The organism is Antarcticimicrobium sediminis, from assembly GCF_004348975.1.
Taxonomy (GTDB): Bacteria; Pseudomonadota; Alphaproteobacteria; order Rhodobacterales; family Rhodobacteraceae; genus Antarcticimicrobium; species Antarcticimicrobium sediminis.
On the sequence record NZ_SMFP01000007.1, the window covers coordinates 66,514 to 83,383 of the forward strand.

General features: G+C 62.8%; 20 protein-coding genes. 16 read left to right on the top strand and 4 right to left on the bottom strand.

Features of this window, described 5'->3' with window-relative positions; genetic code table 11:
• Positions 1-6: 6 nt before the first annotated feature.
• From E1B25_RS11935 to E1B25_RS11965, 7 genes are all read left to right on the top strand, one after another.
• The gene (locus E1B25_RS11935; RefSeq protein WP_165937608.1) at positions 7-786 is read left to right on the top strand and encodes a hypothetical protein; all 780 of its coding nucleotides are present in this window, start codon (positions 7-9) and stop codon (positions 784-786) included.
• Entirely contained in the window at positions 786-1,583 is a 798-nt protein-coding gene (locus E1B25_RS11940; RefSeq protein ID WP_132829543.1) for a hypothetical protein, read from the top strand. The genes E1B25_RS11935 and E1B25_RS11940 overlap by 1 nt, the downstream gene beginning before the upstream one ends.
• Entirely contained in the window at positions 1,576-2,388 is an 813-nt protein-coding gene (gene trmD / locus E1B25_RS11945; protein WP_245510701.1) for a tRNA (guanosine(37)-N1)-methyltransferase TrmD, read from the top strand. The genes E1B25_RS11940 and trmD overlap by 8 nt, the downstream gene beginning before the upstream one ends.
• An 85-nt stretch (positions 2,389-2,473) precedes the next feature.
• Positions 2,474-2,812 (top strand): YegP family protein, encoded by a 339-nt coding sequence (locus E1B25_RS11950; protein ID WP_132829546.1) that lies wholly within the window; start codon positions 2,474-2,476, stop codon positions 2,810-2,812.
• 363 nt (positions 2,813-3,175) lie between these two features.
• Positions 3,176-3,562 carry a 50S ribosomal protein L19 gene (gene rplS / locus E1B25_RS11955; RefSeq protein ID WP_132829548.1) on the top strand — a complete coding sequence of 129 codons (387 nt, stop codon included), beginning with the start codon at positions 3,176-3,178 and terminating at the stop codon, positions 3,560-3,562.
• An 11-nt stretch (positions 3,563-3,573) separates the two neighbouring features.
• A complete protein-coding gene (rpmE, locus tag E1B25_RS11960; protein ID WP_132829550.1) occupies positions 3,574-3,795 on the top strand; it encodes a 50S ribosomal protein L31 in 222 nt (73 codons plus the stop codon).
• Between the two features lie 248 nt (positions 3,796-4,043).
• Positions 4,044-4,853 (top strand): division plane positioning ATPase MipZ, encoded by an 810-nt coding sequence (locus tag E1B25_RS11965; RefSeq protein ID WP_132829551.1) that lies wholly within the window; start codon positions 4,044-4,046, stop codon positions 4,851-4,853.
• Positions 4,854-4,859: 6 nt separating this feature from the next.
• Here the strand turns inward: E1B25_RS11965 and E1B25_RS11970 are convergent, their stop codons facing one another.
• Together E1B25_RS11970 and E1B25_RS11975 are read right to left on the bottom strand one after the other, a co-directional pair.
• On the bottom strand, positions 4,860-6,098 hold the full coding sequence (locus E1B25_RS11970; protein ID WP_132829553.1) for an adenylate/guanylate cyclase domain-containing protein: 1,239 nt from the start codon (positions 6,096-6,098) through the stop codon (positions 4,860-4,862).
• A gap of 80 nt (positions 6,099-6,178) precedes the next feature.
• On the bottom strand, positions 6,179-6,640 hold the full coding sequence (locus E1B25_RS11975; protein WP_132829555.1) for a MarR family winged helix-turn-helix transcriptional regulator: 462 nt from the start codon (positions 6,638-6,640) through the stop codon (positions 6,179-6,181).
• Between the two features lie 61 nt (positions 6,641-6,701).
• Here E1B25_RS11975 and hmgA point away from each other — a divergent pair, with 61 nt between their 5' ends.
• Both hmgA and fahA read left to right on the top strand, forming a co-directional pair.
• A complete protein-coding gene (gene hmgA / locus E1B25_RS11980) occupies positions 6,702-8,057 on the top strand; it encodes a homogentisate 1,2-dioxygenase (protein ID WP_132829557.1) in 1,356 nt (451 codons plus the stop codon).
• A 79-nt stretch (positions 8,058-8,136) separates the two neighbouring features.
• A complete protein-coding gene (fahA, locus tag E1B25_RS11985; protein WP_132829559.1) occupies positions 8,137-9,399 on the top strand; it encodes a fumarylacetoacetase in 1,263 nt (420 codons plus the stop codon).
• A 29-nt stretch (positions 9,400-9,428) separates the two neighbouring features.
• Here fahA and E1B25_RS11990 read toward each other — a convergent pair whose 3' ends face one another.
• Positions 9,429-9,995 carry a DUF2585 family protein gene (locus tag E1B25_RS11990; RefSeq protein ID WP_132829561.1) on the bottom strand — a complete coding sequence of 189 codons (567 nt, stop codon included), beginning with the start codon at positions 9,993-9,995 and terminating at the stop codon, positions 9,429-9,431.
• 57 nt (positions 9,996-10,052) lie between these two features.
• Here E1B25_RS11990 and E1B25_RS11995 point away from each other — a divergent pair, with 57 nt between their 5' ends.
• The 5 genes from E1B25_RS11995 to maiA all read left to right on the top strand — a co-directional run bounded on the left by E1B25_RS11995 (position 10,053) and on the right by maiA (position 14,373).
• The gene (locus tag E1B25_RS11995) at positions 10,053-11,003 is read left to right on the top strand and encodes an MBL fold metallo-hydrolase (RefSeq protein ID WP_132829563.1); all 951 of its coding nucleotides are present in this window, start codon (positions 10,053-10,055) and stop codon (positions 11,001-11,003) included.
• A 205-nt stretch (positions 11,004-11,208) separates the two neighbouring features.
• Positions 11,209-12,819, top strand: a complete 1,611-nt coding sequence (locus tag E1B25_RS12000) for an FAD-dependent oxidoreductase (RefSeq protein WP_132829564.1) — start codon at positions 11,209-11,211, stop codon at positions 12,817-12,819.
• A gap of 5 nt (positions 12,820-12,824) precedes the next feature.
• Positions 12,825-13,028 carry a DUF2783 domain-containing protein gene (locus E1B25_RS12005; RefSeq protein ID WP_132829566.1) on the top strand — a complete coding sequence of 68 codons (204 nt, stop codon included), beginning with the start codon at positions 12,825-12,827 and terminating at the stop codon, positions 13,026-13,028.
• A gap of 3 nt (positions 13,029-13,031) precedes the next feature.
• Entirely contained in the window at positions 13,032-13,574 is a 543-nt protein-coding gene (locus E1B25_RS12010; RefSeq protein ID WP_132829568.1) for a VOC family protein, read from the top strand.
• 160 nt (positions 13,575-13,734) lie between these two features.
• Positions 13,735-14,373, top strand: coding sequence for a maleylacetoacetate isomerase (maiA, locus tag E1B25_RS12015; protein WP_132829570.1), 639 nt, complete (start codon positions 13,735-13,737; stop codon positions 14,371-14,373).
• A 30-nt stretch (positions 14,374-14,403) separates the two neighbouring features.
• Here maiA and hpaR read toward each other — a convergent pair whose 3' ends face one another.
• Positions 14,404-14,853 (bottom strand): homoprotocatechuate degradation operon regulator HpaR, encoded by a 450-nt coding sequence (gene hpaR, locus E1B25_RS12020; protein ID WP_132829572.1) that lies wholly within the window; start codon positions 14,851-14,853, stop codon positions 14,404-14,406.
• A 109-nt stretch (positions 14,854-14,962) separates the two neighbouring features.
• Between hpaR and E1B25_RS12025 the strand changes: the two genes are divergently transcribed.
• Both E1B25_RS12025 and hpaE read left to right on the top strand, forming a co-directional pair.
• Entirely contained in the window at positions 14,963-15,358 is a 396-nt protein-coding gene (locus E1B25_RS12025; RefSeq protein ID WP_132829574.1) for a 5-carboxymethyl-2-hydroxymuconate Delta-isomerase, read from the top strand.
• On the top strand, positions 15,355-16,866 hold the full coding sequence (gene hpaE, locus E1B25_RS12030) for a 5-carboxymethyl-2-hydroxymuconate semialdehyde dehydrogenase (protein WP_132829576.1): 1,512 nt from the start codon (positions 15,355-15,357) through the stop codon (positions 16,864-16,866). The genes E1B25_RS12025 and hpaE overlap by 4 nt, the downstream gene beginning before the upstream one ends.
• Positions 16,867-16,870 lie beyond the last annotated feature (4 nt).

Here is a 16,870-nt window from a genome sequence, read left to right on the forward strand (position 1 = left end):
CGGGCGGTGCGGGTGATCCTGCATGCCGGGTTCCACAAGACCGGGACCACGACACTGCAACGCGCGCTGCACCACAATCGCCGCGCCCTCGCCGCGCATCTGCGGCTTGTCCCCCGTGATCGGATGATGCCCGCCGGGCGCAGTGCGCGGGCGTGGTCCGCCAGCCGCGATCCGCTCGACATGGCGCTGTTTCACTATGAGCTGGCCGAGGTGATGGCCGGTTGGGACAGCACCGACCCGCGCCCTCTGGTGACCTCGGCCGAGGATTTGTGCGGCAACATGCCGGGCCGGCACGGGGTCGAAACCTATGCCGCAGCCGCGCCGCTGATGGCAGCGATTGTCGAGACGCTGGCCGAGCTGCACCCCAAGGCGCAGCCGGAGTTCTTTTTCTCCACCCGCGCACCACAGGCTTGGCTGGCCAGCGTTCATGCCCAGCATCTGCGCGCCATGCGTATGACCTTGAGCGCAGAGGACTTTGCCCAGAAATTTCGCAGCGCCGCCGATCTGGACGCCGTGGTCGATGAGATCGCCCGCTCCGTAGCCCCCTGCCCGGTCCACCGCGCGGCATTGGAGCAAAGCGCCGCCCGTCCTTTGGGGCCGCTCGCCCCGCTGCTCGACCTGCTGGAGCTGCCGGAGAACCTGCGCGCAACGCTGGAGCCGCAGCCGCCGGCCAATACCGCACCGCCGCCCGATTGCACCGCCGAATTGCTGCGGCTCAACCGCAGCAACATGGACGCGGAGGCGCTTGCGGCCGCGAAACGCGCGCTTTTGGCCGGGGCGGGCTGATGCCGCGCGCAATCATCATCCACCCCGGCTTTCACAAAACCGGCACCTCGAGCCTGCAACAGGTGCTGCGACGCAACCGCTCGGCGCTGAAAGGGCAGGTGCGGATCGTGTTGCGCGGCGAAATGCGCGATCTGGTGCATGCGGCACGGGGCTTTTCCACTTGGCGCGATCCGTTCACGCTGGACAAGTTCGCGCGCCGGTTCCGCGCCCTGCTGGAGCAGCTCGGGCCGATGCCCAAACGGGTGCTGTGCCTGTCCAGCGAAGAGCTTGCGGGCCATATGCCGGGGCGCGAGGGGATACTGGACTATTCCGCAGCCCCGGTGCTGGCCACGGAAATGGAGCGCATCGCTGCCGAGATCTATCCAGAGACCCCGCTTTCTGTCTGCGTGACCCTGCGCCGCCCCGAAAGCTGGCTGCGCAGCGCCTATTGGGAACATGTCAAAGCCTCGTCCATGACCAAGGAATGGAACGATTTCGCCGCCTCCACCGGCCCCGGCGCCGATCTGGCGGCGGCGGCCGATGCCATGGCGGCGGCGCTGTCGAGCCCCGTTCACCCTGTCTGGCTGGAGGCCTGCGCCGAACTGCCGCTGGGCCCGGCCGGGCCGCTGCTGGATCTGTGCGGCATTCCGGCAGAGGTACAGCGCAAGCTTGTGCCGGTGCCGCCCGCCAACACCCGCGCCGATGACGCAGTTCTGCTTGCACTTCTGGCGGCGAACCGCGATTACACCGACCGCGACGCGCGCGCAGCCGCAAAACAGGCAATCCTCAAGGCCGCGCAGGAGACATCCCGTGACTGACACCCCCGACCGCCCCGCCCGATCGCTGGGCCGCAAGACCATCCGCCCCTCGCTGACCCCGCGCGAGCTGATCACCCCCGCACCTGATCTTTTTGGGGTGTGGAAAGCCAAGGTGATCACGCTGTTCCCGACTGCCTTTCCCGGTGTGCTGGGCGAAAGCCTGACCGGCAAGGCGCTGCAAGAGGGGCTGTGGCAGTTGGAAACGCTGGACCTGCGCCGGTTCGGCATCGGCAAACATCGCAATGTCGACGACACGCCGGCGGGCGGCGGTGCCGGTATGGTGCTGCGGACCGATGTGCTGGGTCCGGCGATCGAACAGGCGATGGCGGACACCGCGCCGAACTGGCCGCTGATCTATCTCTCGCCACGCGGGCGGCCGATGGACCAGTCGCTGATGCGCGATCTGGCCCGCGCCGATGGCGTGACCCTGATCTGCGGTCGCTTTGAAGGGGTCGATGAGCGGGTGCTGGAGGAATACGGCGTGCAGGAGGTTTCGCTGGGCGATTTCGTGATGACCGGCGGTGAGATCGCGGCGCAGGCGCTGATTGATGCCACCGTGCGGCTGCTGCCCGGTGTGCTTGGCAATCAGGCCTCGACCGAAGAGGAAAGCTTTTCCGCCGGGCTGCTGGAACATCCACAATATACCCGCCCCGCCGAATGGAAGGGCCGCGCAATCCCCGAGGTGTTGATGTCCGGCCACCATGGAAAAATCGCCGAATGGCGGCGCGAGATGTCGGAACGCATCACGCAAGCCCGGCGGCCGGACCTGTGGCAGGACTATCAACGGGATAAACCCCGGAAATGAGGCCCCGATCACGCAACCGTTGCAGCCGCGGCTTTCCTGAGGAATAGTCGTTAATGTAGTAGTATCCATTACGGGAGGCCGGGCAATGGCAGGCAAGTTTGAACTTTTTAAAGACAAGGCAGGCGAATTCCGGTTTCGCCTGAAAGCGGGCAACGGCGAGATCATTCTGGCCAGCGAAGGCTATAAACGTCGGGCCAGTGCCGAGAACGGTATCGCCTCGGTGCGCAAGAACGCCCCCACCGATGCGCGCTATGAGCGCAAGGAAACCAAATCCGGCAAACACCGGTTCAACCTCAAGGCCACCAATGGTCAGGTGATCGGCACCAGCGAAAATTATGAGGCCGCATCAAGCCGCGACAACGGCATCGAATCGGTCAAGCGCAACGCCCCCGAGGCCAAGTTCGCCGATCTGAGCGCCGAGTAATCACAGCCGCTTCAGGGGCCACATAAGGGTTGGGCCCGAGCCGGGCTTGGGCCGATCTCGGGCCGCTGGAAAGCTGCGGCGGGGCGCCTTGCATATGTCTTGCAATGTCCCGCCAATCCCCCTAGACAGCGACAGCCTGACCGGAGCGATCCGACTCAGGTGTTTTTGCTGTTTTTCCGGGGCATGGGCGGGTTCTTCTCCGCCGCCGCCAGAACCGGGACTGCGGGAAACCATACGTAAAGACGACCTGATCTCTGGCGGGCGCCCCGAATTATCGGGACAAGCGGACCCGGTGAAGACCGAGAGCTCTGAGGACGCGCAAACCTTCGTGGACCAACCACGAGCAGTTCAGGAGTATATGCGATGGACCTGATCGCACAGCTGGAGGCGGAACAAGTTGCCGCCTTGGGAAAAGATATTCCCGATTTCAAAGCCGGTGACACGATCCGTGTTGGCTTTAAAGTGACCGAAGGGTCGCGTACCCGTGTGCAGAACTATGAAGGCGTCTGCATCAGCCGCAAGAACGGCACTGGCATCGCCGGTTCGTTCACCGTGCGCAAGATTTCCTTCGGTGAAGGCGTGGAGCGTGTGTTCCCGCTGCATTCGACCAACATCGACAGCATCGAAGTTGTCCGCCGCGGCCGTGTTCGCCGCGCCAAACTGTACTATCTGCGCGCCCGTCGTGGTAAATCGGCCCGTATCGCAGAAGTGTCGAACTACAAGCCGAAATCGGCCGGCGCCGAAGCGTAAGGAGCGGAGCGATGAGAAAAGATATTCACCCCGATTACCACATGATCAACGTCAAAATGACCGATGGCACCGTGGTGCAGATGAAGTCGACCTGGGGCGCCGAAGGCGACCAGCTGGCGCTGGACATTGACCCGACGGTGCACCCGGCCTGGACCGGCGGCTCCTCGCGTCTGATGGACACCGGCGGCCGCGTGTCGAAGTTCAAGAAAAAATACGAAGGCCTGGGTTTCTGATCCAACCGCCTTTCACGTCATTGCAAGCGCCGTCGCTGGGCCCCAGCGGCGGCGCTTTTGCATCTGCGCCCCGCCAGCGGCGCTTTTGGCGGCGGGCTTCACCGTCTTTACCCGCATAAAAAACAACGCGGCGCAGAAGGCACAGCGCCATGTCTCCCCGCGCCGCTTTGGGGTTTTGCTTGCAGCCGCCCCAATATATAGTATCTGACAAGGGAATTTAGAGCCTAACAAGGGCCGGGGACGGAACGATGGCGCATATTATCGTTGTAGGAAATGAAAAGGGCGGCGCGGGGAAATCCACCGTCTCGATGCATGTTGCCAGCGCGCTGGCCCGGCTGGGCCACAAGGTGGCGGCGCTGGATCTGGACCTGCGCCAGCGGTCCATGGGCCGTTACGTGGAAAACCGCGCGGCCTATATCAAGGAAAGCGGGGTGGATCTGCCGCAGATCCGCCTGCATGCGCTGCCCGAGATTGACCCGGCCACACTGAACCCCGGCGAAAACGTCTATGATCATCGTCTCTCGGCTGCGATCTCCGGGCTTGAGGGGGATAACGACTTTATCCTGATCGACTGCCCCGGTTCGCACACACGCCTGAGCCAGGTGGCGCATTCGCTAGCCGATACGCTGATCACGCCGCTGAATGACAGCTTCATTGATTTCGATCTGCTGGCGCGCACCGATCCCAATGGTGAAAAGATCCTCGGCCCCTCGGTTTATTCCGAAATGGTCTGGAACGCGCGTCAATTGCGCGCACAAGCCGGGCTGAAACCGATCGACTGGGTGGTGATCCGCAACCGGGTCGGCACCCAGCGCATGGTCAACAAGGAAAAGATGGAGCGCGCGGTCAAGATGCTGTCAAACCGCATCGGATTCCGGGTCGCACCCGGTTTTTCCGAACGGGTGATCTTTCGCGAGTTGTTTCCGCGCGGGCTGACGCTGCTGGATCTCAAGGATGTTGGCGTGCGCCAGTTGAACATCTCGAATATCGCCGCACGGCAGGAATTGCGCGACATGATGAAATCGCTGAATCTGCCGGGCGTCACGGTCAAGTTCTGAGCCGCCTCACGTTCCCCCGGTATAGAGCGTAAACAGCTCTTGCGGCTGCGACACCCCGCGCAGCATATAGCGCCCCAGCGAGACAAGATCATGCGGCCCGCCCAACGCCGCATTGCGGATCGGTTCGGACAGGATCACGTTCTGACCCAGCGTGCGATGCATGTCGGCCAGCCGCGCGGTCAGGTTCACCGCCGGGCCGATCACGGTGAAATCCAGCCGGGTTTCAGCCCCGATATTGCCATAGAAAATCTCACCCGCATGTAGCGCGATGGTGAAGCCGGTGACGGGCAGGTCCTGCGCCACGCGATCCCGGTTGAGCGTCTCGATCTGCTTGATGAGATCGGCCACCGTGTCCAGCGCGGCGCGGGTCGCGACCCCATCCTCGGGCAGATCGAACATCGCCAGCACCCCATCCCCCATGAACTTCAGGACATGGCCTCCCCGCGCATGGATGGCGTCAACCACCACCCCGAAATAGGCGTTGAGCATGGCGATCAGATCGGGGCCGGGAATGCGCTCGGCGAGGCTGGTAAAGCCACTGAGGTCGAAATAGCAGATCACCGCATCGATACGCTGAAACGAGCCGCGCTGGATCTCGCCCGACAGCACCCTTTTGCCCGCGTCCCGCCCCAGATAGGTGCCCAGCAGATCATAGGCGATACGTCGGTTCGACGTCGATTTCATCGCCAGCCCCAGTTGCGGCAAGGTGGCGCGAATCAGATCAATGCAGGCCTCGGAAAACCCGTCGGGGTGATCGCTGGTCCAGGACGCAAGCATCCCCTCGGGCGAAGTCGCCGGATCAAGGTTGGTGGTTTCCGGCGGCTTTTCGTACAGAAGCCCGGTGGCGAAATAGTCGGTCGCGCCGCGCGTGCGCAGATCGTTGAGAAATGGAAACGCGCTGACATGACCGGGGGCGTTCAACCGCTCGCGCACCTCCGTCTTGTGAGAAGATGCGATCTGGAAAAGCGGGCTTTGCAGCCAGTCCTGACGCGATATGTCCGAATGGGCATAGCGTTGCTGTGACACGCCGCTGTCCCCGCGCAGCCAGTCGAACCCGATGCCCCCGAACCGAGGGTGCAGCGCACGCTGGGTGACGTGCAACCGATAGAGCGGCAGGCCAATCTCCACCAGCTTGTCGCAATAGCCGATCAAAAGCTCTTCGCGGGCGGTGCCATCGAGACCACGGGCCAGCAACCAATCCGACAGTTCGGCGGCTCCGGGATGAGAAGAGCAAGACAGGGGCATGAGGCGTTCCGAGCAGAGAGTGGCAAGAGATCAATAGCATATAGCAGATATGACAGGATCTGCGACGGGCTAGCGTTGACTTAGCGGATCCCGGCCAGTTGCCGCAGCATGGCGCGCAGCAGGGCCACCTCGCCGCTGGTGAAATGGCGCGCCAGCTTGACGTCATAGTCCCGCGCGACGCTGCGCAGATCGCGATAGGCGGCCTCGCCCGCCGGGGTCAGATCCAGATGTTCCACGCGGCGATCCTGCGCGTCACGGGTCCGGATCAGAAAGCGGCGCTCGGCCAACCGCTGGACGGCACGGCTGACCTTGGTCTTGTGCATCTTGGCGCGCTGTCCGATCTCCTTTGCCGTCATCTGGCCGTACATGCCCATATGGAACAGCACCCGCCATTCGGTCCGCAGCATCCCGTAGCGGTTCTTGTACACGTTCTGGAACGCCAGAGAACTTTCCTCGGCCGCCTGATTGAGCAGGAAGGGAAGGAAATTGGCCAGCTCGAAATCGTCCTCGGCGGCATCGGGTTTTGTCAAATTTTCTGTCATCACGTATTGTTAGTTACAAAATCAACTACTACGCAGCAAGCAGTAAGAGGAGGAACGCGCGATGAATCGTCCGACTGATCCGCATCAGATGGTGCAGGCGGCAACGCCCACCGGCACCACCGAGGGCTATATGCCCGGCTTTGGCAACGACTTCGAAACCGAGGCGCTGCCCGGGGCCCTGCCCCAAGGCATGAACAGCCCGCAGAAATGCAACTATGGTCTTTATGGCGAACAGCTGTCCGGCACCGCCTTTACCGCCAACCCGCCAGAGCGGACCTGGACCTATCGCATTCGCCCCTCGGTCAAGCATTCGCACCGCTACACCAAGATCGACCTTCCGTTTTGGAAATCAGCCCCCAATGTAGACCCTGATGTGGTCAGCCTTGGCCAGTATCGCTGGGATCCTGTCGCCTATACCGATGAAAAGCTGACATGGCTTACCGGCATGCGCACCATGACCACCGCCGGCGACGTCAACACCCAGGTCGGCATGGCCAGCCACATCTATCTGGTCACCGAATCGATGGTAGATTCCTATTTCTATTCGGCTGATTCCGAGCTGTTGGTGGTGCCGCAGGAGGGTCACCTGCGCTTTGCGACCGAGCTGGGGATCATTGATCTGGAACCCAAGGAAATCGCGATCATCCCGCGCGGTCTGGTCTATCGCGTCGAGGTGCTCGAAGGGCCCTGCCGCGGCTTTGTCTGCGAGAATTACGGCCAGAAATACGAGCTTCCGGGGCGCGGCCCGATCGGTGCCAACGCCATGGCCAACCCGCGCGATTTCAAAGCACCCGTGGCGGCATTCGAGGACCGCGAGGCGCCCTCGACCCTGACCATCAAATGGTGCGGCCAGTTCCACAGCACCCAGATCGGCCAGTCGCCGCTGGATGTGGTGGCTTGGCATGGCAACTATGCGCCCTACAAATACGACCTGCGCACCTATTGCCCGGTCGGCGCGATCCTGTTCGACCACCCCGACCCGTCGATCTTTACCGTGCTGACCGCGCCCTCGGGCGTACCGGGCACCGCGAATATCGATTTCGTGCTGTTTCGCGAACGCTGGATGGTGGCCGAAAACACCTTCCGCCCGCCGTGGTATCACAAGAACATCATGTCGGAACTGATGGGCAACATTTATGGCCAGTATGACGCCAAGCCGAAGGGCTTTGTTCCCGGTGGCATGAGCCTGCACAACATGATGCTGCCGCACGGGCCGGACAAGACCGCCTTTGAAGGGGCCTCGAACGCCGATCTGAAGGCCGAGAAACTGGACAACACCATGTCGTTCATGTTCGAGACCCGGTTCCCGCAACATCTGACCCGATTTGCCGCAAAAGACGCCCCGATGCAGGACGATTACATCGACTGTTGGAGCGATATCGAAAAGAAATTCGACGGCACCCCCGGAACCAAGTGAGGCCTGACGGGTTTCCCCCTCCCCACGCCGCGGCGTAGGGTGGGGCCAATCCAACACCTCGACCGACAAGGAATCAAAAATGCCCCTGATGAAAAGCTGGGTTGAAAGCGCCAATGCGCCCGACTGCCCCTTTCCTCTGAACAACCTGCCCTATGGCGTGTTCTCGACCGGCGACGACGACGAGCCCCATTGCGGCGTCGCCATCGGGGATCGCATCCTTGATGTGACCGCCGCCGAGGCCGAGGGCCTGATCACCCTGAGCGACATCCCCCTGTTCGACGTGCCGTTCTGGAACGAGGTGATGGAAGAAGGCCCCGCCGTCTGGGCCGCCCTGCGCGCGCGGCTGACCGCGCTGCTGTCCGAAGACTCGGACGAACGCGCCACGGTCGAGCCGCTGCTGGTGCCGATGGCCGAGGCTGAGCTGCACATGCCCTTCGCGGTCTCGGAATACACCGATTTCTATGCCGGCAAGAATCACGCCGTCAACGTCGGCACCATGTTCCGGGGGGCGGAAAACGCGCTGCCGCCGAACTGGCTGCATATTCCGATCGGCTATAACGGTCGGGCCTCTTCGGTCGTGGTTTCCGGCACCGAGGTGCGCCGCCCTTGGGGCCAGCTCAAAGGTCCGAACGATGCCGCGCCGCGCTGGGCCCCCTGTGCCCGCTTCGACATCGAGCTTGAGATGGGCGCCATCGTTGGCACCCCCTCGGACGGGCCGATCACCGTGCAAGAGGCCGATGATCATATCTTTGGCTATGTGCTGCTGAACGACTGGTCGGCGCGCGACATTCAGGCTTGGGAATACCAGCCGCTGGGGCCGTTTCAGGCCAAGGCGACGGCGACCACGATCAGCCCGTGGATCGTGACCAAGGCCGCGCTTGAACCGTTCCGCACCGACACGCCCGCGCGCGAGGTCGAATTGCTGGACCACCTCAAGGATTGCGGCCCGATGCTGTATGACATCGACCTTGAAGTGACGCTCGCCCCCGAAGGCAAGCCCGCCACCACGCTTGCGCGCACCAACTACAAGGAAATGTACTATTCCGCCGCGCAGCAACTCGCCCACCACACCACCTCGGGCTGCCCGATGAATGCCGGCGATCTGCTGGGGTCGGGCACCATTTCAGGCACCGAAAAATCCGAACGCGGATCGCTGTTGGAACTGAGCTGGGGCGGCAAGGAGCCGATCACCTTGGACAGCGGTGAAACCCGCACCTTTATCGAGGACAACGACACGCTGACCCTCAAGGGTGCGGCCAAAGGCGACGGCTATACCATCGGCTTCGGGGATAGCGTCGGCACGGTGCTGCCAGCGCTGGCCGATCCTTTCGCACGGGGCTGATGATGACGGCTGCGCTGATTATCCCCGGCTCAACCGCCCGCCTGCCAGTCCAGCACGGATTGCAGCGGCCAGAGCAGCATCAGGATATTCAGCGCCAGCCCGTCACGGATCAGAGTGGTGGTCAGCGCCTCGAACCCCACGACAAGGGCCACGCTGGCCCAGACCGGCAGACGCCGGGCCAGCGCAAAGCCCAGCAGCATGGCCAGAATGTCGACGGTGGAGTTGATCACCGCATCGCCGTTGTAATCGACCGAGACGGTCGCACTGCGGTAGCGTTCGATCACCCACGGGGTGTTTTCGGCAATCTCCCAGAGGCATTCGACCGCCATGGCGATCACCAACCGCCAGCGCAAAGGCATCGCGCGGGCCATCCACCAGAGCGCGGCGAAGAACAATATACCGTGCATCAGGTGGCTGGGGGTGTACCAATCCAACAGCGACTGGCTGCTCGGGCCGGGATCAGAGGGGCCGTGCCACAGCTCGATCGTGCCGCAGGGACAAATCAGCCCCCGCCCCATCGCCCAAAGGGTCAGGCCCGTGGCCAGCAAAAGGGCCACGACAAGACCGTAAGGAAGCAGGCGCCGGACATCAGTCATGGCGCAAAGCAATCACGACGCCCCGGCGTTGTCCATTGGAATTAAAAGGGAAAGATCATGGCAAAAGCATTCGCGTCCCAAGGGGACATGAGCGAAAAGAAAATCAGCTTCACCGAGGTCGGCGAAGGGCTCTATGCCTTCACGGCTGAGGGCGACCCCAACTCGGGCGTCATCATCGGTGACGACTCCGTTATGATCATCGAGGCACAGGCAACCCCGCGTCTGGCCAACAAGGTGATCGAATGCGTCCGCTCGGTGACCGACAAGCCGATCACCCATGTGGCGCTGACCCACTATCACGCCGTGCGGGTGCTGGGTGCCAGCGCCTTTGGCGCGCAACAGATCATCATGTCCGACGCCGCGCGTGCCATGGTGGTCGAACGCGGGCAAGAAGACTGGGACAGCGAATTCCAACGCTTCCCGCGCCTGTTCGAGGGTCATGAGAGCATTCCCGGCCTGACCTACCCGACCACAACATTCAGCGAATCGATGTCCGTTTATCTGGGCAAGCGCCGGGTCGACATCATGCATCTGGGCCGCGCCCATACCGCCGGTGATGCGGTGATCCATGTGCCGGATCAGAACGTGATGTTCACCGGCGATATCGTCGAATACAACTCGGCCTGCTATTGCGGCGACGGCCATTTCGCCGATTGGGGCGATACGCTGGACGCGATCAAATGGTTCGAGGTCGACGCCATCGCACCGGGCCGCGGCAATGCGCTGGTGGGTCAGGACATGGTCAACGCGGCGATCGAAAACACCCGTGATTTCGTCGAAAGCACCTATCGCCCGGCGGCCAAGGTTGCCGCCCGCGGTGGCTCGCTGAAAGAGGCATGGGACGCGGTGCGTGCCGAATGCGATCCCAAATTCGCCGACTACGCGATCTACGAACACTGCCTGCCGTTCAACGTCGCCCGCGCCTTTGACGAGGCCCGCGGCATCGAGACCCCCCGGATCTGGACCGCCCAGCGTGATCTGGAGATGTGGGAGCAGCTGCAAGGCTAAGTCCCGACCGGCAATCGCTCCGGCGGAGCGATTGAGCCGCAAACGGACAGGGCCCCGGCAGGGGCTCGGCTAAAACACCGGGGCGGTCTTGATCCAGATCCTGTCGCCCCGGCCGGATCCACGAGACGATACAAACAGGTTTTCGGCGCACCCCGCGCCGGAAAACGGAGGAGGTGCGCCCAACGCGCAAACCGGGAGGAAGCCCATGAACAAGATCTTTGAAACACCACTCTACCCCTATGCCCGACATCCCGATGCGGACGCGACCACCCCTGTACGGCATCAGGCGATCGTGGTCGGCGCGGGGCCCGTCGGGCTCGCTGCGGCCATCGACCTCGCCCAGCAGGGCATCGAGGTGGTTGTTCTGGATGACAACGACAAGGTCAGCTTTGGCTCGCGCGCGATCTGCTTTGCCAAGCGGCCGCTGGAAATCCTTGATCGGCTCGGATGCGGCCAGCCGATGGTCGACAAGGGTGTGATCTGGAACATGGGCAAGGTTTTTTTCGACGACCGCAAGGTCTATGATTTCAACCTGTTGCCCGAAGAGGGGCACCAGCGGCCCGCCTTCATCAACCTGCAGCAATACTATTTCGAAGAATTCCTGATCCGGCGGGTCCACGAATTGCAGGCCGAGGGGGCGCCGATCGAGATTCGCGGCCGCAACAAGGTTTCTGCGGTCGGCACCCACCCCGATCATGTGACGCTGGAGATCGACACGCCCGAGGGCAGCTATAATATCGAGGCCGACTGGGTGATTGCCTGTGATGGCGCCGGATCGCCGATGCGCGCGATGCTGGGCAAGGATTTCGTTGGCCGCGTGTTCGAGGACAATTTCCTGATCGCCGATGTGGTGATGGACGCCGATTTCCCGACCGAACGCTGGTTCTGGTTCGACCCGCCCTTCAACCGGGGACAATCGGCGCTGTTGCACAAGCAGCCTGACGGGGTCTGGCGCATAGATCTGCAACTGGGCTGGGATATCGACAAGGAGCGCGAGAAACGCCCCGAGAACGTGATCCCACGGCTCAAGGCGATGCTGGGCGAGGATGTCGAATTTGAGTTGGAATGGGTCAGCATCTATACCTTCCAGTGCCGTCGGATGGAGCAGTTCCGCCACGACCGGGTGATCTTTGCCGGCGACGCCGCGCATCAGGTCAGCCCGTTTGGCGCGCGCGGGGCGAATTCGGGGCTGCAGGACACCGACAACCTGATCTGGAAGCTCAAGCTGGTGATGGACGGCAAGGCGCCCGAAAGCCTTCTCGACAGTTACAACGACGAACGCATCCACGGGGCCGAGGAAAACATCCTGAACTCGACCCGCTCGACCGATTTCATCACGCCGAAATCAGAAATGTCGCGGATGTTGCGCGACGCGGTGCTGGACCTGAGCGAGCATTATGAATTTGCCCGCCCGCTGGTGAATTCCGGTCGCCTCAGCCTGCCATGCACCTATGACGGCTCACCGCTGAATTCGGCGGATGCGCTGAATGGGCCAGAGCGGACCCGCCCCGGCTCGCCCTGCCCGGACGCGCCCCTCAAGGACGGGTTCCTGTTGCCCAAGCTGGGCGACAAGTTCACCTTGCTGACCATCGACGCCGAAGCCCCGGACCTGATCGAAGAGGACGGGATCGAGGTCACGCGGCTGGCGCTCTCGGTCAAGGACGACCCGACGCTGGCCCTGAAAGAGCGGTATCTGGGCGATGCCACATCGGCGGTCTATCTGATCCGCCCCGATCAACACGTGGCCGCGCGCCGCGCCAGCTTTGACGAAACCCTGTTCCGCGCCGCCATCCGCCGCGCCACCGGCAAGGAGTGATCCCGATGTCCGATTTGATCCTGACCTCGAATATCGAGGGCGCTGACGATTTCTATGCCGAGCTTCTGACCACCCATGAGGGGCTGGAAACCGCGGACAGCAACGCGCTGAACGCGCGTCTGGTGCTGATCCTGGCCAACCATATCGGCGACCGGAGCGTGCTGAGCCAAGCCCTGCGCGCCGCCAAGCTTACCACCGAGGAGGACTAAACCATGAAAATCGAAAAAATTCACCACGTCGCCTACCGCTGCAAGGACGCGAAAGAGACCGTGGAATGGTATGGCAAGATGCTGAACATGGATTTTGTGCTGGCGATTGCCGAGGATCACGTGCCCTCGACGCACGAACCTGATCCCTACATGCACATCTTTCTCGATGCCGGCGCTGGCAATGTGCTGGCGTTTTTCGAACTGCCGACCAAGCCCGAAATGGGCCGCGACCCGAATACCCCCGCTTGGGTGCAGCACATCGCTTTCAAGGTCAAGGATCGCGATGAGCTGATCGCATTCAAGGACCATCTGGAGGCCAACGGCGTCGAAGTCTTGGGCGTGACCGACCATTCGATCTTCCATTCGATCTATTTCTTCGACCCTTCGGGCCATCGGGTCGAACTGGCCTGCCCGGACCCGGAAGAAGACGCCATGCTGGCCAAGCTGGATGCGGTGAAATGGGAGATGCTGGAGGAGTGGTCGAAAACCAAGCAGGCCCCCAAACATGCCGATTGGATGCACGCAAAAGAGCTGAACGAGGTCTAAGGCCAACGGCCCGCGAAACCAAAATCCAACGCCGATTGCGCGCCATTTTGGCGGGGTACGATCCGGGACCAGAGGCGAATGTCGCGCTCTGGTCCCTGATCTGTTCACCGCACTTCAACCCCTTGTCCGCGCCACGGATAGCCACAACAGGAGAACGAATATGAGCGAGGTTGTGCTCTATGATTTCTGGCGGTCCTCTGCCGCCTATCGGATGCGGATCGCCCTGAACATGGCCGGGATCGCCTATACCTCGGTGCCGGTCGATCTGACCACCAAACAGCACAAGACCCCCGAGCATATGGCCCGCAACCCGCAGGGGCTGGTTCCGGTGCTCGAGATCGACGGGCTGCGCCTGACCCAGTCGCTGGCGATGCTCGACTATCTCGACATCACCCGCGCCATGGGCCTGTTGCCCAAGGAACCCGGCGCGCGCGCGCAGCAGATGGCGGTGGCCCATGCCATTGCGCTGGACATCCACCCGGTCTGCAACCTGCAAGTCATCAACTATGCCGCCGAGATCACCGGCAACCGGGAGAAGGTGCGCGAAGACTGGATGCAGCGGTTCATCCGCCCCGGCCTTGAAGCGGTCGAAGAGATGCTCGGCGCGTTCGAACAGGCCCCCTATGCCTGTGGTCCGACGCCCGGGCTTGTCGATATCTGCCTGATGCCGCAACTCTACAACGCGCATCGCTGGGCGGTGGATGTGTCCGACCTCAAACGCATCTGCGCCATCGAGGCGGCCTGTGCCGAAAACCCGGCCTTTGCTGCCGCCTATCCTGACTTGCACAAGCCCGGTTAGGGCCGTATTAGACACAAAAGGGCGGCGCGGTCAGTCCTCGGACGGGGCCGCACCGCCCTCGCTCAATTCCTTGAGCAGATCCAGCAACATCTCGTACCGCTCGACCCCCAGCCGGTCGCGCACCTGCTCGGTCAGGGCGATGCTGGTGTCCAGGTTTTGCGCGATCACCTCGGACCCCGCCGCGCTGATCTGCACGATCTGCTTGCGCTTGTCGCTCTCGTCCTGCCGGCGTTGGATCAGCGCGCGCTGCTCCAGCTTTTGCAGGATCCGCGTCAGGCTCGGCAACAACAGACAGGCCTGCTCGGCGATCCGGGTGGGCTCCATCGCGCCGCGTTCTTCCAGCACCCGCAACACGCGCCACTGCTGTTCGGTAATTCCCACATCGGCCAGCATGGCGCGGATCGGGCCCATCACCTCTTCGCGCGCCCGCAACAGCGAGATCGGAAGAGAGCGGGAGGTGCTCGGCAAAGCTTTGGTCATGGGCCACTTTTGCAGAAGCACCCTCCCCGGCGCAATGCGCGAATCTGACCCGGGTTGACAGGTTGTAATTTATTAAACATGTTAAATATATGACTTCAGGGAGGAGATCATGGCGCATCTGATCGTGGATTATTCGGCGAACGTGGACGGCTGGGTCGATATGGCCGCCTTTTGTGACACGCTGCGCCGCGCCGCCATCGAAACCGGCGTGCTGCCGATGCCAGGGGTGCGGGTCCGCGCGCTGCGGGCCGATCATGTCTCGATCGCGGACGGTAGCACCGATCACGGCTATATCGACATATCAGTCCGCCTGCGCGGCGGTCGCGATCTGCCCACCCGCAAGGCCGCCACAGCGCAGATCTTTGCCGCCGCCGAGACCTTCCTCGCGCCGGTGATGGCGGCCCAATCGCTCGCCCTGTCGCTGGAGATGCGCGACATCGACCCCGAACTGGCCCCAAAGACCGGCACCATCCGCGACCATTTGCAAAAGGGTGACACACCATGACCGCGCTCACCGAGAATATCGAGAAACTGAACGGCTACCTCGCCCGCTTCCGCGATGGCGGCGTCCAGAACCTGATCGCAGGCGAAAGCCGCCCGGCGGCCTCTGGCGCGATCTTCGACACCACCTCGCCGGTCGATGAAAGCCTGATCTGCCCGGTCGCCCGCGGCGGGCCCGAGGATATCGACGCCGCAGCCAAGGCCGCCACCGATGCCTTTCCCGCGTGGCGTGACCTGCCTGTCGCCGAGCGCAAGAAAATCCTGATCCGCATCGCCGAGGGAATCGAGGCCCGCGCCGAGGAAATCGCGCTGTGCGAATGCTGGGACACTGGTCAGGCGCTGCGCTTCATGTCCAAGGCGGCGCTGCGCGGGGCGGCCAACTTTCGCTTTTTCGCCGACAAGGTGGCCAGCGCCCGCGACGGGCAAAACCTGCGCTCGCCGACGCTGATGAACGTGACCACCCGGGTGCCGCTTGGCCCGGTGGGGGTGATCACCCCGTGGAATACGCCCTTTATGCTCTCGACCTGGAAGATCGCCCCGGCGCTGGCCGCTGGCTGCACCGTGGTACATAAACCGGCCGAATTCAGCCCGTTGACCGCCCGCATCCTCGCCGAGATCGCACATGAGGCCGGTTTGCCCGCCGGGGTCTGGAATCTGGTCAACGGCTTTGGCGAGGATGCCGGGCGCGCGCTGACGGAACATCCAAAGATCAAGGCCATCGCCTTTGTCGGGGAATCCAAAACCGGCTCGATGATCATGAAACAGGGCGCCGACACGCTGAAGCGGGTGCATTTCGAATTGGGCGGAAAGAACCCGGTGGTGGTGTTCGACGACGCCGATCTGGACCGCGCCTTGGATGCCGCCATCTTCATGATCTATTCGCTCAACGGCGAACGCTGCACCTCCTCCTCGCGGTTGCTGGTGCAGGACACCGTCGCGGAGGACTTCGAGGCAAAGCTGACCGCACGGGTCAACGCCATTCGCGTCGGCCATCCGCTGGACCCGGAAACCGAGGTCGGCCCGCTGATCCACAAGGTGCATTTCGACAAGGTCACCTCTTATTTCGACACCGCCAGAACCGACGGCGCCACCATTGCCGCGGGCGGCGAGCGGGTGGGCGAGCAGGGCTGGTTCGTGCGCCCCACCCTGTTCACCAATGCCACCAACGACATGAGGATCGCGCAGGAAGAGATCTTTGGCCCGGTGCTGACCTCGATCCGCTTTTCGACCGAGGACGAGGCGCTCTCCATCGCCAACGGCACCCAATACGGGTTGACCGGATATGTCTGGACCAACGATCTGACCCGCGCGCTGCGCTTTACCGACAAGCTGGAGGCGGGCATGATCTGGGTGAATTCCGAGAACGTGCGCCACCTGCCCACCCCCTTTGGCGGGGTCAAGGCCTCGGGCCTCGGGCGCGATGGCGGCGACTGGTCGTTCGAGTTCTATATGGAGCAAAAGCACATCGGCTTTGCCCTCGGGCAGCACAAGATTCCGCGTCTGGGGGCCTAGGTCC

Excerpts from the sequence above, each read along its gene's own strand:
- E1B25_RS12025 (WP_132829574.1), top strand. The coding sequence starts at position 14,963 with ATGGCGCATCTGATCGTGGATTATTCGGCGAACGTGGACGGCTGGGTC.
- E1B25_RS11965 (WP_132829551.1), top strand. The coding sequence starts at position 4,044 with ATGGCGCATATTATCGTTGTAGGAAATGAAAAGGGCGGCGCGGGGAAA.
- E1B25_RS12005 (WP_132829566.1), top strand. The coding sequence starts at position 12,825 with ATGTCCGATTTGATCCTGACCTCGAATATCGAGGGCGCTGACGATTTC.
- E1B25_RS11950 (WP_132829546.1), top strand. The coding sequence starts at position 2,474 with ATGGCAGGCAAGTTTGAACTTTTTAAAGACAAGGCAGGCGAATTCCGG.
- E1B25_RS11975 (WP_132829555.1), bottom strand. The coding sequence starts at position 6,640 with ATGACAGAAAATTTGACAAAACCCGATGCCGCCGAGGACGATTTCGAG.
- E1B25_RS12010 (WP_132829568.1), top strand. The coding sequence starts at position 13,032 with ATGAAAATCGAAAAAATTCACCACGTCGCCTACCGCTGCAAGGACGCG.
- maiA (WP_132829570.1), top strand. The coding sequence starts at position 13,735 with ATGAGCGAGGTTGTGCTCTATGATTTCTGGCGGTCCTCTGCCGCCTAT.
- E1B25_RS11995 (WP_132829563.1), top strand. The coding sequence starts at position 10,053 with ATGGCAAAAGCATTCGCGTCCCAAGGGGACATGAGCGAAAAGAAAATC.
- E1B25_RS11970 (WP_132829553.1), bottom strand. The coding sequence starts at position 6,098 with ATGCCCCTGTCTTGCTCTTCTCATCCCGGAGCCGCCGAACTGTCGGAT.
- E1B25_RS12000 (WP_132829564.1), top strand. The coding sequence starts at position 11,209 with ATGAACAAGATCTTTGAAACACCACTCTACCCCTATGCCCGACATCCC.
- hmgA (WP_132829557.1), top strand. The coding sequence starts at position 6,702 with ATGAATCGTCCGACTGATCCGCATCAGATGGTGCAGGCGGCAACGCCC.
- rplS (WP_132829548.1), top strand. The coding sequence starts at position 3,176 with ATGGACCTGATCGCACAGCTGGAGGCGGAACAAGTTGCCGCCTTGGGA.
- fahA (WP_132829559.1), top strand. The coding sequence starts at position 8,137 with ATGCCCCTGATGAAAAGCTGGGTTGAAAGCGCCAATGCGCCCGACTGC.
- E1B25_RS11940 (WP_132829543.1), top strand. The coding sequence starts at position 786 with ATGCCGCGCGCAATCATCATCCACCCCGGCTTTCACAAAACCGGCACC.
- rpmE (WP_132829550.1), top strand. The coding sequence starts at position 3,574 with ATGAGAAAAGATATTCACCCCGATTACCACATGATCAACGTCAAAATG.
- hpaE (WP_132829576.1), top strand. The coding sequence starts at position 15,355 with ATGACCGCGCTCACCGAGAATATCGAGAAACTGAACGGCTACCTCGCC.
- hpaR (WP_132829572.1), bottom strand. The coding sequence starts at position 14,853 with ATGACCAAAGCTTTGCCGAGCACCTCCCGCTCTCTTCCGATCTCGCTG.
- E1B25_RS11990 (WP_132829561.1), bottom strand. The coding sequence starts at position 9,995 with ATGACTGATGTCCGGCGCCTGCTTCCTTACGGTCTTGTCGTGGCCCTT.